Origin of the sequence: Streptacidiphilus sp. BW17 (assembly GCF_041262485.1) — a bacterium.
Taxonomy (GTDB): Bacteria; Actinomycetota; Actinomycetes; order Streptomycetales; family Streptomycetaceae; genus Streptacidiphilus.
On sequence record NZ_JBGCCR010000029.1, the window covers coordinates 1 to 14,973 of the forward strand.

The following is a 14,973-nucleotide window of genomic DNA, read 5'->3' on the forward strand; positions in this document are numbered from 1 at the left end:
GTACTGCAGGGGGGACCCTGTGGGAGAGTAGGACGCCGCCGAACAATCTTTCCAGTGAAGCCCCCTGACCATGTGTCAGGGGGCTTCACTGCGTTATGGGCAGGCCGGTCAGACGAGGAAGCGCATCACCGCCCCCGCCACAAGTGCCCAGACCGGCGCTCCGATGCCGAACGCTGAGACGCCGGAGGCCGCCACCACGAAGGTGACGACGGCCGCTTCGCGTCCCTTCTCCTGCGCGAGCGCGGTGGAGAGGGAGGAGCCGAGCGTCGGGAGCAGTGCCAGTCCCGCGACGGCCTCCACCAAGAGCGGTGGTGCCGCGGTGAGCAGGACCGCGGAGGCTCCGGCAGTGAGGCCGAGCACGATGTAGCAGGCCCCCGCCGTCACGGAGGCGATCCACCGGCGTTCGCGCTCCGGGCCGGCGTCCGGTCCGGCGACCAGGGCGGCCGTGATCGCGACCAGGTTGACCGCGTAGCCGCCTCCCGCCGCTGTGACAGCCGTCGTGAGACCTGTCGTCGTGAGCACGGATCGCACCGGCGGGCGGTAGCCGAAGTGCCGGAGCAGGGCCAGGCCGGGGATGTTCTGCGAGGCCATCGTGATGATGTAGAGCGGGAGTGCGATCCCGATGACGCTCTGCCAGTTCAGTGCCGGGGCCGTGACGGTGAGGCGTGGCAGCAGGTCGTGTGCCGCGCCGAGACGGCCGTGTGTGTGGACGAGGATCACGACCAACGTGGTGAGCAGCGCGCCGGGCGTCGCCCAGCGCCGGGCCAGGCGGGTCAGTACGGCCCAGATGCCGATCACCGGCAGTGTCAGCGCCGGGAGTTGGAAGGCGGCCTGGACGGGGGCGAGGCAGAGCGAAAGCAGGACGCCGGCCAACAGGCCGGTGGCGAGATTGCCCGGGATCGCCTCCACCAGGCGGCTGAGGCGTGACCAGAGGCCGGTCGCCGCAAGCAGCAGCCCGCAGAGGGCGAAGGCGCCGACTGCGTATCGGTAGCCCCCGGGCTGACGGCCGGCGGAGACCAGCAGTGCAGCGCCGGGCGTGGACCAGGCGAAGCTGAGCGGTTGGCGGAAGTGCAGTCCCAGCACGATGGCGAGCACGCCCATGCTGAGGCAGAGCAGCAGCAGTCCCGAGATTGCCTCCGACCGGTCCGCTCCGACAGCTCGCAGGCCGGTCAGGACCAGGGCGAAGGAGCTGCTGAACCCGACCACGGCGGTGACGAGTCCGGCGGTGAGCGGTTGGGTCGGGAGACGCAGACGTGCGGGCATGGACGGGTTCCCTCCTTGAGTGTGCGAGTGTTCCGTTTATGGAACGACTGGAGTGATCGGAACGCTAGCGGAGCGGCGATACTCGGCGCCATGGGTATCTCAGGCTCTGACATCAGAGGCTCGCACGTCAGCGGCTCTGGCATCGCCCGCTCCGAGACCGGCCGTGCGGGAAAGGGCGTGGTGACGGGCAGTTGGACCCCGGCTGCCGCCTCGGCGACGGGTGCGCGGATCCGGGCGCTCCGGGCCCAGCGCGGGATCAGCCTCTCCGAGCTGGCGCGGCGTGCCGGTATCGGCAAGGCCACCCTCTCCGGGCTGGAGACCGGCTCGCGCAATCCCACGGCCGAGACGCTGTATGCCATCGCCGGGCAGCTGGGCGTCCCGCTGGCCGAGTTGCTCTCGGCGCAGGGCGTCGGGCGCAGCGTGCCGGAGGTGCACGGCACGGCCGTGGTGGCGCAGTTGCTCGAGGTCTTCCGGGACGAGGAGATGAGCACGGAGCTGTACCGGTTGGAGATCCGCCCCGGACTCCTGCAGACGTCGCCCGCCCACCCGAACGGAGTGACCGAGTACCTGACCGTCTTCTCGGGGACGGCCCAGGTCGGTCCGGTCGGTCGTCCGTTGGTGATCCACGCGGGTGACCACGGTTCCTTCGTCGCCGACACTCCCCACACCTACGCCGCGTTGGGGGATGAGCCGGTGCTCGCGTCGCTGCTGATCCGGCATCCTCTGGGGCCTTCCGGACAAGACCGGCACCAGCCGGAGCACTGAGCCGACCCCGACCGGAAAGCAGCCCGCAGGTGTCGTCGCTTTGACGCGCGCGTTGTCAGCGGGTGGCACTACGGTGAGCGCTGGAAGGGGGAATCACGGTGCAGAACCTGACGCTGAGCTGGCAGTCGGCGGGCGCTGTCGCGGTCGTCGCCTACGGGGCCTCCGCTGCGCTGCGGCGCGTCGGTTCACTGTCGGAGCGCCGGGTCAACGTGGGGTTGGTGGTCCGCGAGCTGGGCACGGTGCTCGCGCTCTTCGCCGCGTGGCAGTTCGCCGGGCAGTTGTCCGTGATGAGCACCGACGGGGCGGTGGCGCGCGGGCAGGCGATCTGGAGCGCCGAACGGTGGCTGCATCTCCCGAGTGAGGAGACGCTCCAGGGCTGGGTGCTGCCGCATCCCCTGCTGGCCCAGGCGGCCAACTACTACTACGCGTCCATGCACTTCGGCGTGATGATCGCGCTGCTGGTCTGGCTCTTCCTGCGTCACCGGGAGGCCTACCCGTGGGTGCGGATGACGTTGGTGCTGGTCACGGCCGGTTCGCTGCTGATCCAGCTGATACCCGTGGCTCCGCCCCGGCTGCTGCCGGGTGACGGGATGCTCGACCTCGCCGTCTACTACAACCAGTCCGTCTACGGCACCACCCTCGGGGGCCTGCAGGCCGACTCGTACTCCGCCATGCCGTCGGTGCACGTGGCGTGGTGTGTGCTGGTGGCCGTGGCGGTGATCAAGGTGAGTCGGAGCCGGTGGCGCTGGCTGGTGATCGCGCATCCGGCGCTGACGGTCGCGGTCGTGGTGGTCACGGCCAACCACTACTGGCTGGACGGCGTCGCGGCCGTCGCCCTGCTGCTCCTGGCCTACCTGGTGCAGTGGCAGGCGAGCAGGATCCATCGGTCGTTCCTGGCCAGGCAGCCGGAAAGCCGGCCGGGGACCCCCCTCGGTCCCCGGCCGGCCCGGGTGGGCGTGTCAGGCACGCCCGGTGCGGTGGAACGTCAGTCGGTCATCGGGACCGAGGTCGCCGGGACCGAGGTTGACGGGACCGGAGTCGCTAGGGCCTGGGTCACACCGACGGGAGACTGACCGGCCCGAACGAGCCGCCGGTCAGCGAGAGCGTGGCGGCGTACCAGGAGCAGAGGCCCGCCACCGCGGCGACCCAGCCGCCGACCTTGTCGAGGCCGGAGCTGCCGCCGAAGGCGCCGATGGCCCAGAGGATCAGGGCTACGGTCAGCAGGCCGTACGTCCCGCGGACCAGCGTGCCGCCGCTGCGCCAGGCGGCGCCGGTCAGCGAGAGCGCGAGCAGGGCCCAGAGGACGAAGAAGAGTCCGCTTGCATTGGCGGACATCGGCGTGACCTGCGAGGCCGTGACCCAGAGCGCCCCGAGTCCGGCGAAGGCGGTGCCGGTGGCGGCGTTGTCGGAGCGGTACTCGATCAGGCCGGCGATGAAGAGGGTGACGCCGCCCACCCAGAAGCTCAGGTTCTTGGCGTCGGAGGCAGCGACGTTGTGGATGACACCGGTGCTGCCCAGGCCGTAGGCGAGCAGGGTGAGACCGAGGGCGAGGTAGCCGAGCGGTCCTGCTGCGGCACCGAGAGTGAGGGAGCGGTTGCTGGCCACCGCGGCTTCGTTGCTCACGGGGGCTCCTTTCACTGGTAATGCTGCCCGGCGGCGATCAGGTCGTGGCCGCCTTTGTCTGATGGTTGTTCCGTTCCCGACGGTGACGGAGTATCAACCTTCCGTAATCACCTTGATATCGAACATTTCCGAAGATCTGCCGTAATGGTGCAGCTAAGAGGTGTATGGGGCAGCGGAGGCGCGGGTTCCTCCGCCGTGACTCGCCGTCACCCCACCGAGAGCCGGTAACTCCCCGTCGCACAGCCGGTGATGAACCAGCCTCCCGGCACCTGGCGCAGCGTCAGTTGGCTGATGCCCTGTGTCTGCGGCGTGCTGGGCCGGGTGCGCCCCGGATACCAGACGGTCAGCGTGCAGGCCGGGCTGGACGCCGAGGCCGAGGACGCGGCAGACGTTGAGGCGGGTGCGGTGCCGGTCAGGGTGAGCGCGCCGGTGTCGGGGTCGGAGCTGAGACCGGTCAACGTGCCCGGCGCGGCCTGCGGGTAGGGCCGGGACAGCACGGAGACGACGTCGCCGGCCGGCGGGAGGTCCTTGCCGGTGACGCAGTCCTCGCCGATCAGGTTGCCGGCAGTCGCCGCATGCGGGTCGCTCTCCGGGCTCCCGCAGGCCTGCTTCCAGACCCAGAAGGCGTCGCCGATCCCGGCCTCGTCCTCGGCGGCGGCGAAGCGGCGCATCATCGCGCCGTTCTCAGGGGTGTTGGAGCCGAACCAGCCCCACTCGCCCACCCACAGCGGCATGCCGTACGACTTGGCCTGCTGCTCGGCGAGCGTGAAGCCGCGTTCGACCGAGACCAGGGTCAGGCCGAACTGCTGGTCCATGGTGATCGACTGGTTGTAGAGGTGCGGCGCGAAGACCAGGTACGGGTCGGTGCTGAAGCCGCGCGGCGGGGCGGCGTCGAAGCCGAGGCCGGACCAGAGCACGCTCGGCTCGATGAGGACCAGATGGGGGAAGCCGCCGGGCGTCTGCCGCTCGGCGGACCGGATCGCCTGAACGGCGTGGTCGTAGTAGGCGCCCAGCAGCATGGAGGAGGTCGCGGGCGGGTCGTCGCCGATGCCGGGCTCGTTGAGCAGTCCGTATCCCGCGACGGCAGGATCGCCCGCGAAGGTCTGCGCCAACATGCCCCAGGTGGAGACGAGTTCGCTCTGGATGCCGTTCACGTCGTGGTAGAAGGCGGTGAAGGCACGGGCGTTGGCGGGGGTGAGATCGCGGCTCAGTGTCTGGCAGCTGGACGCGCCGTCGGTGACCGTCGCCCAGGCGGGGGCGCCGTCGTAGCCGAGCGCGGGCGTGCTGCCGGACGGGCAGCTGGTCCCGGGCGGCGCGGCGACGGCCGGTCCCCAGGCGTCCTCGTGCATGTCGAGCTCGGTGTAGAGGCCGTGCTTCGCCGCCATGGCGACGGTGGCCCGGATCCGGGCCAGGTACGCCTGCTCATACTGCCCGCGGGTGGGCTCCAGCGCGGACCAGGAGATGTCGAGCCGGACCACGTCGAAGCCGAGCGAGGCCATCTGGGCGAAGTCGCCGTCGGTGAGCGGCCGGACGGTCGGCGCCCCCGGCGTGGGCGGGGCGTAGTCGACCAGTTGGTTGACGTTGACGCCACGCAGCAGCAGCTGACGGCCGTTGACGTCGGTGATCTCCGCCGGCGCGCTGCCTGACGCCGGGCGGACGGTGAGGGCGGGCAACGGCTGCGCCGCGGTGGCGAGGGCGGCGGCGTTGACGGTCGGGGCTGCCGCGGTGGTCACCGGCGTCGCCTGCGCCAACAGCCAGGAGCCGACGGCCAGTACGGTCGCGGAGGCGAGCACGGTGGCCATCCGGCGGCGTTGCCCGGAGATCATCTCCAGCAGGCGGCTGAGCAGCAACAGGGTCGGAACCACGGCCCAGCCGAACGCGGCGCCGAGGGAGAGCCCGGTGCCCAGACGGAGCGCGACGTCCGGCACGAAGAACAGGTCGCCGCCGGTCCCGCCGCCCGCCGAGCTCCAGCCGAGGTCGCGCGGCAGTGCGAGCAGCGCCTGCACCGCGCCGGCGGCGAGACCGCCGCCGAGGGCGGCCAGCCAGCCGCCCAGCAGCAGGTGACGAGGCCGGGTGTAGTCGAACCGGCGGCACGAACGCGTCAGCAGCACCGCCGTCACGATCGCGGCGGTGCCGAGCTCGACTGCGAAGCGCGCCGGGCCGAGGTCGAACCCGAACGGCATCCGACGCAGGCTCAGCGGCTCGCCGTAGAACGCGGCGGCGGGTGAGCCCTCCCAGAGCAGCGGCCCGAGGAGTGGCCCGAGCAGGGCCAGCGGGAGGGCCGTCCCGGTCAGCGACCACCGCCAGCCGTAGCGCGGCGGGAGCGTGCGGCTGCGCCGTACGGGCGTGAAGTCGGGGTCCCCGGCGGCGAATCGCGGGCGGTAGGCGAGCGCGCCGAGCAGCGCGGGCAGCCAGGAAATCAGCGCCGTCCGCTCGGCGGTGAGGCCGCAGTCCCACAGGGCGGTCGCGGCCAGTGTCCGCGCTCCGCCGTGGATCCCCACTCCGGCCGTCTCGGCGAGGAGCTGCGCGAGGCGCGCGATGGCGGTGGCGAGCACCGTCCCGCCCCAGAGCCGCAGCACGATCCGCCCGCGACGGGTCTCCGGCGCGGCGCTGCGGAAGGCGACGACGGTTGCCCACGCGGTGACGGCGACGAGCACGGGCAGGAAGACGGCCGCCCCGGCGACGGACCACAGCCCGCGCACGGGGGTCACCTGCAGCGCCGACCACGGCAGCGGCGCGAGCAGCCCGGTCGGGTCGGCGTAGGCGGCGGCGAGGCAGACCAGCAGCAGCGTGACGACGGTGATCACCGCCCCGAGGGCGCCGCCGCGCGCCGTCGGCGGGAGGTCGGCGTCTGTGACGCCGACGGATCGCGAGCCGGGGGTACTGACGGTGCGGGACACCCCGGCGATGCTAGGAGCGCGATATGTCGCGCAACAGGGGTCACTTGCCTGCCACGGCGGCACTTAGCGGTACGGAGGGGGACAAAATGGGGTGGAGCTGATGTGAAGGTTTAGCGTGCGTCATGGGCTTGAGGTTTGAACGCGCGTGAAAGCTGTGCGCTTCCTGAGCTCATTTGCAGTGGGCCAGTTGCACTACCCAGGGGCGCGGGGAACTGCGCGACGAGCCACCCACACAGGTAGAGCACCGAACGCGCAGGGTCATCCGCTCATCAGTGGTTTCTCTCGCGCGCAGTTGATCAAGCAAAGCCCCGCGCCCCTAGGCAGTGCAACTGCCTCGCCTGCGGGAACGGTTGCTCAGTGCGTCGGGATGCGGAGAGCCAGGATGGCCATGTCGTCCGACGCCGGGTCCGCGGCGAAGCGTTCCACCGCGCGCAGGACGCGGGTGGCGACCGCGCCCGCGGTGAGGCCGGTGCAGCCGGAGAGGACGTCGGCGAGGCCGTCGTCGCCCAGCATGCGGGAGCCCTCGCGGCGTTCCGTCACGCCGTCCGTGACGCAGAGCAGGACGTCGCCCGGATCCAGGACCAGGCTCTCGGCCTCCAGCTCCAGGTCGTCCATGACACCCAGCAGCGGCTGCGGGGACGCTGCGGCGGAGACCGTGCCGTCGGGGCGGAGCCGGAGCGGGAGGGGGTGGCCCGCACAGACCGTGCTGAGTTCGACGGTGCCGTCGTCGTGCGGCGTCATCTCGCCGTAGAGGAGCGTCAGGAACCGGCCGCGGTCGCCCTCGTCGAGGATCGCCGCGTTCAGACGCTGCAGCACCTCCGGCGCGGAGAGGCCCTCGCGGGCGAGCAGGCGGAGCGAGTGACGGGCCAGGCCGGTGACGGCGGCGGCCTCGGGGCCGGTACCGCAGACGTCGCCGATGGCGAAGCCGTACGTGCCCGGACGGATCGGGAAGACGTCGTAGAAGTCGCCGCCGACCTCGTTGCCCTCGCCCGCGGCGCGGTAGATGACCTCGACCTCGACGCCCGGCACCCGCGGCATCGCGGGCGGCAGCAGACTGCGTTGCAGGGCACGGCTGATGGCGGTGCGTTCGGAGTAGAGACGCGCGTTGTCGAGCGCCAGCGCGGCCCGGCGGGAGAGGTCCTCGGCGAGTTCGAGGATCTCGCGGCGGAACTTCTCGTCGGTGGGCTTGCCCAGCGTCAGCATGCCGATGACGCGGTTGCGCGCGACCAGCGGCAGCACCACCGTCTCACCGCCCACAGTGGTCGCGGCGAGCGCGGCGGCCTCCGTCGACTGCGGGCTGGCGGTCGCGGCGCCCGCGAGGGTCCGGGAGGCCATGGCGGCGCGCATCGCGGCGTCGCCGGGCGCGGGCCAGTCGCGTGCGCCGGGGGTGTTGAGGGGTTCCGGGGGCGCGATGCTGCCGAGGAGGGCGCGCAGGGCGTCGATTCGCTCCTCGTCCTCGTGCAGCACGAAGGCCAGCTCGGGCACGGACGGGTCGATGCCGGTGGAGGTGGTGTAGACGGCGCACCAGGACGCCAGCGTCGGCACGGTCATCTGCGCCATCAGCGCGAGCGTCTGGTCGCGCTCCAGGGTTCCGGCCAGCAGGTCGGAGGCCTCGACCAGGAAGGAGAGCGAGCCGCGGCGCAGTCGTTCCAGCTCGGTGAGTCGGGCGCTCTCGACGGCCAGTGCGATCCGGTCGGCCGCGAACTGCAGCCGCAGCGCGTCCGCGTTGCCGTACTGGCCCGGGGTCTGCGCGGCGACGCCGAGGGAGCCGGTGAGCCGGCCCTCGACCTTGAGCGGGACAGTGAGCACCGAGCGCAGGCCGGTCCCGGTCAGCAGCGGCACCGCGCCGGGGGAGTCGGCCAGGTCCTCGTGGACGGCGGGCAGCCGGGCCGAGCCGTAGCGGCCCGCGCTGGACTCGACCGGGACCCGGGCGAACCGCTGCCGGTTCGATGGCAGGCCGGTGCTGGCGCGGACCTCCAGCTCGGTCTCGTCGTCGGTGGCCAGCAGCAGGTAGGCGGCGTCCCCGTCGAGCATGTCGCGGGCGCGTTCGACGGTGCGCTGGAGCAGGCCGTCGAGGTCGTCCGGGGCCTGGCCGCCCATGAGCGAGCCGAGGAAGGCGTCGGCGCCCTCGTGGCGGGTTCCGGTGCCGCTCTCGGTGGACTGGGCCCGCAGCGGCGCCTGCAGCACCGCGCGCTCCTCCTCGCGCACGAGCAGACAGACGGTGGACGGGCTGCCGTGCGCGTCGCGGACCCGCAGATGCGCGCCGTAGACGGTGAGCAGCCGCCCGTCGGCGCGGCGGATCGCGTAGCTGCCCTCCCAGCGGGAGAGCCGCAGCGCCTCGTCGATGCCGAGGCCGGTTCCCGGTGTCTGCGGCCAGGCGGCGAACTCGGCGAAGGGACGGCCGACCGCCTTGACCGCCGCGTGCTGGAACAGCAGCTCGGCGTCCTGGTTCCAGGCGGAGACCACTCCCTCGCCGTCCACCTGGAGCACCGCGACGTGGACGGAGGCGTCGGTCTCCGGCAGCAGGCTGTCGGGGGTGACCGGTCCGGCGAAACGGGTACCCGCCGCGCGGGCCGGGAGCTCCAGGGAGAACCAGACGCGCTTCTCGGTCGCGGTGTAGTCGACGCCCCAGCGGGCGGCGAGCGCCGCGCAGAGCAGCAGGCCCCGACCGCCCTCGCGCTCCAGTTCGGCGGTGCTGACCGTTGCCGGGATCGCCTGGCGTAGCGACAGCCCGGGCGCGGCCAGGTCCGCAAGGCCGAGCGCGGCGGCTGCCGCCGGGTCCGGACCGTCCTCAGCCCCCGGATAGATCGGCAGCGAGCGGCGCGGATAGCGGTCGGCGACCTCGACCCGCACCGAGTCGGTGCGGCGGACACAGTGCACCTCGGCAGAGGTGCCGGCGTGCACGACCGCGTTCGTGACCAGCTCGCTCACCAGCACCACGGCGTCGTCGACGACCTCGCCGAAGCCCCACCCCTGGAGGGTGTCCCTGACGAACGCACGAGCCGCTGCCACGGAGCGGCCGACCGGCTCGAACGTGGCGGCTGCCCGCGCGGTGGCGTCACCCACGAGGCGCCTCTCCTCTCTGCCGTCGCTGCGGCTTCCGCCGTTGCTACCGGCGTCGTTCTGCCGTCCCGGCCACCGTGGCGGCCCTGGCGGCGCGTACCTGAGGAAGCGAGTGCGCCCTCGGATCGGCGCGCACGCGGTCCAGCGCGCCGCTGTCCGGGCACTTGCCCAACGTCCCTTGTCGCCGCCAGGTTACTGACAGCGGTACCGCTAAGGGAGCGAAGCAGGTACGTTCGGTGACTTGATCAGGTTCGAACAGGACGTGATCACTGTCCCGTTGCCCGACCGGATACCCCGCCGTACCCCTCACGCAACCCTCTACGGTCGTTAGATTGTGGGGGTGCGTCCCGTGCGGGACCGCGCCGGACAACCGCGGCACCCAACGCAACTCTGGAGGCAGGCCGGTGGATTCGAGCAGGGCGACGGCTGTCATGGCGTCCCGGGGCGGTACCCCGCAGGGGCGGGGACGCCGGGGCCGGGGCGCGGACGCGGCCGAACTACGCAAGCTGCTGTCCGCGTTGACCGCGATGCGGGACGGCAACTTCCGACGGCGGCTGACCGTACCAGGTGACTCGGTGCTGGCCGAGATCGCCGCGGTCTTCAACGAGGTCGCCGAGCGGAACCAGCACCTGACCGGCGAGTTGGCCCGGGTCCGGCGCGCGGTGGGTCGCGAGGGACGGCTGGGCGAGCGGCTGGAGATCGGCGCGGGCGAGGGGGCCTGGGGCGCGGCGATCGACAACTGCAACGCGCTGATCGACGACCTGGCCCGCCCGATGGCCGAGGTCGGCCGGGTGCTGGGCTCGATCGCCGAGGGCGACCTGGAGCAGCGGATGGAGCTGCGCGCGGTGGGCCCGGACGGTGGGACGCATCCGCTGCGCGGCGAGTTCCTGCGGATCGGTCGGACCGTCAACGGCCTGGTCGAACTGCTCTCCGAGTTCACCGACGAGGTGACCCGGCTGGCCGTCGAGGTCGGCACCGAGGGCAAGTTGGGCGGCCAGGCCCGGGTCCGCGGCATGTCGGGCACCTGGCGGGACCTCACCGACTCGGTCAACATGATGGCCAGTCGGCTGACCGCGCAGGTGCGCGACATCGCGCTCGTCACCACGGCGGTCGCCAAGGGCGACCTGTCCCGCAAGGTCACCGCCCAGGTGGCGGGCGAGATGCTGGAGTTGAAGGAAACCGTCAACACGATGGTGGACCAGCTCTCCTCGTTCGCCGCCGAAGTGACGCGGGTGGCCCGCGAGGTGGGCACCGAGGGCCGGCTGGGCGGTCAGGCCGAGGTGCCGGGCGTGGCCGGCACCTGGAAGGACCTGACCGACAACGTCAACTTCATGGCGTCCAACCTGACCGACCAGGTGCGCAACATCGCCCAGGTCACCACCGCGGTGGCCCGCGGCGACCTGTCGCAGACCATCGAGGTGGACGCGCGCGGCGAGATCCTGGAGCTGAAGAACACCATCAACACGATGGTGGCGCAGCTCTCCGGCTTCGCCGACCAGGTGACCCGGGTGGCCCGCGAGGTCGGCACCGAGGGCATCCTCGGCGGTCAGGCGATGGTCCCCGGCGCGGCCGGGGTGTGGCGCGGGCTGACCGACAACGTCAACTTCATGGCCTCCAACCTCACCTTCCAGGTGAGGAACATCTCACAGGTGGCCTCCTCGGTCGCCAAGGGCGACCTGACCCAGCGGATCACCGTGGACGCGCGCGGCGAGATCCTCGCGCTGAAGACGACGCTCAACACCATGGTCGACCAGCTCTCCTCGTTCGCGGACGAGGTGACCCGGGTCGCCACGGACGTCGGCACCGAGGGACGGCTCGGCGGTCAGGCACAGGTGCCCGGGGTCTCCGGCACCTGGAAGGACCTGACCAGCTCGGTGAACCTGATGGCCAACAACCTGACCAACCAGGTGCGCAACATCGCCGAGGTCACCACGGCGGTGGCCCGCGGTGACCTGTCGAAGAAGATCACCGTCGACGCCCGCGGCGAGATCCTGGAACTGGTCACCACCGTCAACACCATGGTCGACCTGCTGTCGGTCTTCGCCGACGAGGTGACCCGGGTGGCCCGTCAGGTGGGCACCGAGGGCATCCTGGGCGGCCAGGCCCGGGTCAAGGGCGTCGAGGGCATCTGGCGCGACCTGGCCGAGAACGTGAACGGCATGGCGTCGAACCTCACCTTCCAGGTGCGCAACATCGCCCAGGTGGCCACCGCGGTCGCCGGCGGCGACCTGTCGAAGAAGATCACCATCGAGGCGCAGGGCGAGGTCGCCGCACTGGCCGACACCCTCAACACCATGGTCGACCAGCTGTCCGGCTTCGCCGACGAGGTCACCCGCGTGGCCCGCGAGGTGGGCACCGAGGGCATCCTGGGCGGCCAGGCCCGGGTCCCGGGCGTCGCCGGGATCTGGAAGGACCTGACCGACAACGTGAACCTGATGGCCGACAACCTGTCCGGCCAGGTGCGCAACATCGCCCAGGTGACCACGGCGGTCGCCAAGGGCGACCTGACCCGCAAGATCGACGTCGACGCGCGCGGCGAGATCCTGGAGCTCAAGACCACCATCAACACGATGGTCGACCAGCTCTCCGCCTTCGCCGACGAGGTCACCCGCGTGGCCCGAGAAGTCGGCACCGACGGACGCCTGGGCGGCCAGGCCCGGGTGCCCGGCGTGGCCGGGACTTGGCAGGACCTGACCGAGTCCGTCAACGAGCTGGCGGGCAACCTGACCCGCCAGGTGCGCGCCATCGCCCAGGTCGCCACCGCGGTGACCCGCGGTGATCTGAGCCTGCGCATCGACGTGGACGCGTCCGGTGAGCTCGACGAGCTCAAGGACAACATCAACCAGATGATCGCCAACCTGCGCGAGACCACGCGTACCAACCAGGAGCAGGACTGGCTCAAGACCAACCTGGCCCGGATCTCCGGTCTGATGCAGGGCCGCCGGGATCTGGAGGCGGTCGCCGCACTGATCATGAGCGAGCTGACACCGGTGGTCTCGGCACAGCACGGCGCGTTCTTCCTGGCCATGCCGTCCACCCGGGGCGACCTGGTGACCGACCCGGGCGACGGCGTGATCGAGCACGAGACGGTGCTCCGCCTGATCGGCTCCTACGGGTACCAGCGCCGAGCCATGCCGACCGCGTTCCACCCCGGGGAGGGGCTGGTCGGGCAGGCGGCGACCGAGAAGAAGCCGATCCTGCTGCGGGACGCCCCGCCCGGATACCTGAAGATCGCCTCGGGGTTGGGCGAGGCCGCTCCGGTCAACGTGATCGTGATGCCCGTCATGTTCGAAGGACGGCTGCTCGGCGTGATCGAACTTGCGTCGTTCAACGCGTTCACGAAGATCAGCATGGACTTCCTCGATCAGATCGCAGAAATGATCGGTGTCACCGTCAACACGATCGCGGTGAACACCAAGACCGAGGGCCTGCTGCTGGAGTCGCAGCGACTCACCGCCGAACTCTCCATGCGTTCCGCCGAGTTGGAGGCCCGTCAGGAGGAGCTCCAGCGCTCCAACGCCGAGTTGGAGGACAAGGCCGAGCTGCTGGCCGCGCAGAACCGCGACATCGAGATCAAGAACTCCGAGATCGAGGAGGCGCGCCAGGTCCTGGAGGAGCGCGCCGAGCAGCTCGAACTCTCCACCCGCTACAAGTCCGAGTTCCTCGCCAACATGTCGCACGAGCTGCGCACGCCGCTCAACTCGCTGCTGATCCTGGCCAAGCTGCTCTCCGACAACAACGAGGGCAACCTCAGTCCCAAGCAGGTCGAGTTCGCCGAGACCATCCACGGCGCGGGCTCCGACCTGCTCCAGCTGATCAACGACATCCTGGACCTGTCCAAGGTCGAGGCGGGCAAGATGGACATCCGGCCGGCCCGGATCGCCCTGGTCCAGCTGGTCGACTACGTCGAGGCCACCTTCCGGCCGCTCACCGCGGACAAGGGACTGGACTTCGCGGTCCGGGTCTCGCCGGAGCTGCCGGTCACCCTGCACACCGACGAACAGCGGCTGCAGCAGGTGCTGCGCAACCTGCTGTCCAACGCGGTCAAGTTCACCGACTCCGGCGCGGTCGAGCTGCTGATCCAGCCCGCGGGCGGCAACGGCGGCCAGCACCGGGTGCCGCAGCTGATCCGGGAGCAGATGCTGGAGTCCGGCGCGATCAACGACCCGGAGGAGCCGCTGATCGCCTTCTCGGTCACCGACACCGGCATCGGCATCCCGCAGAACAAACTGCGGGAGATCTTCGAGGCGTTCAAGCAGGCGGACGGCACCACCAGCCGCAAGTACGGCGGCACCGGCCTCGGCCTGTCGATCAGCCGTCAGATCGCCCGCCTGCTCGGCGGCGAGATCAACGCCGAGAGCGAGATGGACCGCGGCAGCACCTTCACGCTCTACCTGCCGCTGCGTGAGGAGTCCGAGCCGCACCCGATCATCGCGGGTGCACTGCCCGGCGGTGGCCAGGTCAACCCGGCCGAGCTCTGGGCCCAGGAGGTGATCGGCGCCGCGCACGAGCGCCGCCGTGCCGCCGCCGCGACGACGCTGCCGCGTCCGGGAGCGGCTCCGCGCGAGGAGAACAGGCCGGAGCCGACGGTGCGGCCCGCGTCGCCGCGCCCGGCACGTCCGGTGGAGCCGGCGCCGACCCCCGCCGCGCTGGAGCCGGGCGAGCAGTCCCGCCAGCCGCGGCAGGCCGGTCGCGACGACCTCGCCGAGTTGCCCGGGGCAGGAGCCGGTACCGGTACCGGAGCCGGGGCCGGTGCCAGGGAGGGGACCGGGGACGAGCCGGTCACGCCGGTGGAATCCGATCCGGCGGGGGCGCACGACGATTCGTTCGCACCGTTCTCCGGACGGTTCAGCGGCGAGAAGGTGCTCATCGTCGACGACGACATCCGCAACGTCTTCGCGCTCACCAGCGTCCTGGAGACCTACGGCCTCGGCGTGCTCTACGCCGAGAACGGCCGCGAGGGCATCGAGGTGCTGGAGCAGCACGAGGACGTCGAGCTGGTGCTGATGGACATCATGATGCCGGAGATGGACGGCTACGCGACGACCGAGGCGATCCGGCGGATGCCGCAGTTCGCCGGGCTGCCGATCATCGCGCTGACCGCCAAGGCGATGAAGGGCGACCGGGAGAAGAGCCTGGCGGCCGGGGCGTCCGACCACGTGACCAAGCCCGTCGACACCGACCACCTGCTCGGCGTGATGGAGCACTGGCTGCGGGCCCGGGAACGCTGAGATCCGGTTCTGAGAAGCACGTCACACCGGACCGTTCGTCCAGTCGTGCGCGGACCGGGGGGCATATGCGTCCCGGTCCGGGCATGAGAGGGTTGATCCGGGCTGGTCGCCGGGCACATGACCGGAAC

7 protein-coding genes are annotated in these 14,973 nt (G+C 71.4%); 3 read left to right on the plus strand and 4 right to left on the minus strand.

Translation table 11 applies throughout. The annotated features are described in order from the left end of the window. Positions 1–108: 108 nt before the first annotated feature. On the minus strand, positions 109–1,263 hold the full coding sequence (locus tag ABH940_RS28060) for a benzoate/H(+) symporter BenE family transporter (RefSeq protein ID WP_370106542.1): 1,155 nt from the start codon (positions 1,261–1,263) through the stop codon (positions 109–111). Positions 1,264–1,353: 90 nt separating this feature from the next. Here ABH940_RS28060 and ABH940_RS28065 point away from each other — a divergent pair, with 90 nt between their 5' ends. Both ABH940_RS28065 and ABH940_RS28070 read left to right on the plus strand, forming a co-directional pair. Then, entirely contained in the window at positions 1,354–2,028 is a 675-nt protein-coding gene (locus ABH940_RS28065) for a helix-turn-helix domain-containing protein (RefSeq protein WP_370071410.1), read from the plus strand. 98 nt (positions 2,029–2,126) lie between these two features. Beyond that, positions 2,127–3,101: a phosphatase PAP2 family protein gene (locus ABH940_RS28070; RefSeq protein WP_370071411.1), complete on the plus strand. Its 975-nt coding sequence runs from the start codon at positions 2,127–2,129 to the stop codon at positions 3,099–3,101. Here the strand turns inward: ABH940_RS28070 and ABH940_RS28075 are convergent. From ABH940_RS28075 to ABH940_RS28085, 3 genes are all read right to left on the minus strand, one after another. After that, positions 3,082–3,651 (minus strand): GPR1/FUN34/YaaH family transporter, encoded by a 570-nt coding sequence (locus tag ABH940_RS28075; RefSeq protein ID WP_370071412.1) that lies wholly within the window; start codon positions 3,649–3,651, stop codon positions 3,082–3,084. The genes ABH940_RS28070 and ABH940_RS28075 overlap by 20 nt on opposite strands. Before the next feature lie 206 nt (positions 3,652–3,857). Continuing rightward, entirely contained in the window at positions 3,858–6,551 is a 2,694-nt protein-coding gene (locus ABH940_RS28080) for a cellulase family glycosylhydrolase (protein WP_370106543.1), read from the minus strand. Between the two features lie 354 nt (positions 6,552–6,905). Continuing rightward, on the minus strand, positions 6,906–9,617 hold the full coding sequence (locus ABH940_RS28085; protein ID WP_370106544.1) for a SpoIIE family protein phosphatase: 2,712 nt from the start codon (positions 9,615–9,617) through the stop codon (positions 6,906–6,908). A 428-nt stretch (positions 9,618–10,045) separates the two neighbouring features. Between ABH940_RS28085 and ABH940_RS28090 the strand changes: the two genes are divergently transcribed. Next, a complete protein-coding gene (locus tag ABH940_RS28090; RefSeq protein WP_370071488.1) occupies positions 10,046–14,845 on the plus strand; it encodes a HAMP domain-containing protein in 4,800 nt (1,599 codons plus the stop codon). Positions 14,846–14,973: the final 128 nt, after the last annotated feature.

What these genes read in the sequence shown, in the direction of transcription:
- ABH940_RS28090 (WP_370071488.1), top strand. Translation starts at nt 10,046, where the DNA reads ATGGCGTCCCGGGGCGGTACCCCGCAGGGGCGGGGACGCCGGGGCCGG.
- ABH940_RS28060 (WP_370106542.1), bottom strand. Translation starts at nt 1,263, where the DNA reads ATGCCCGCACGTCTGCGTCTCCCGACCCAACCGCTCACCGCCGGACTC.
- ABH940_RS28065 (WP_370071410.1), top strand. Translation starts at nt 1,354, where the DNA reads ATGGGTATCTCAGGCTCTGACATCAGAGGCTCGCACGTCAGCGGCTCT.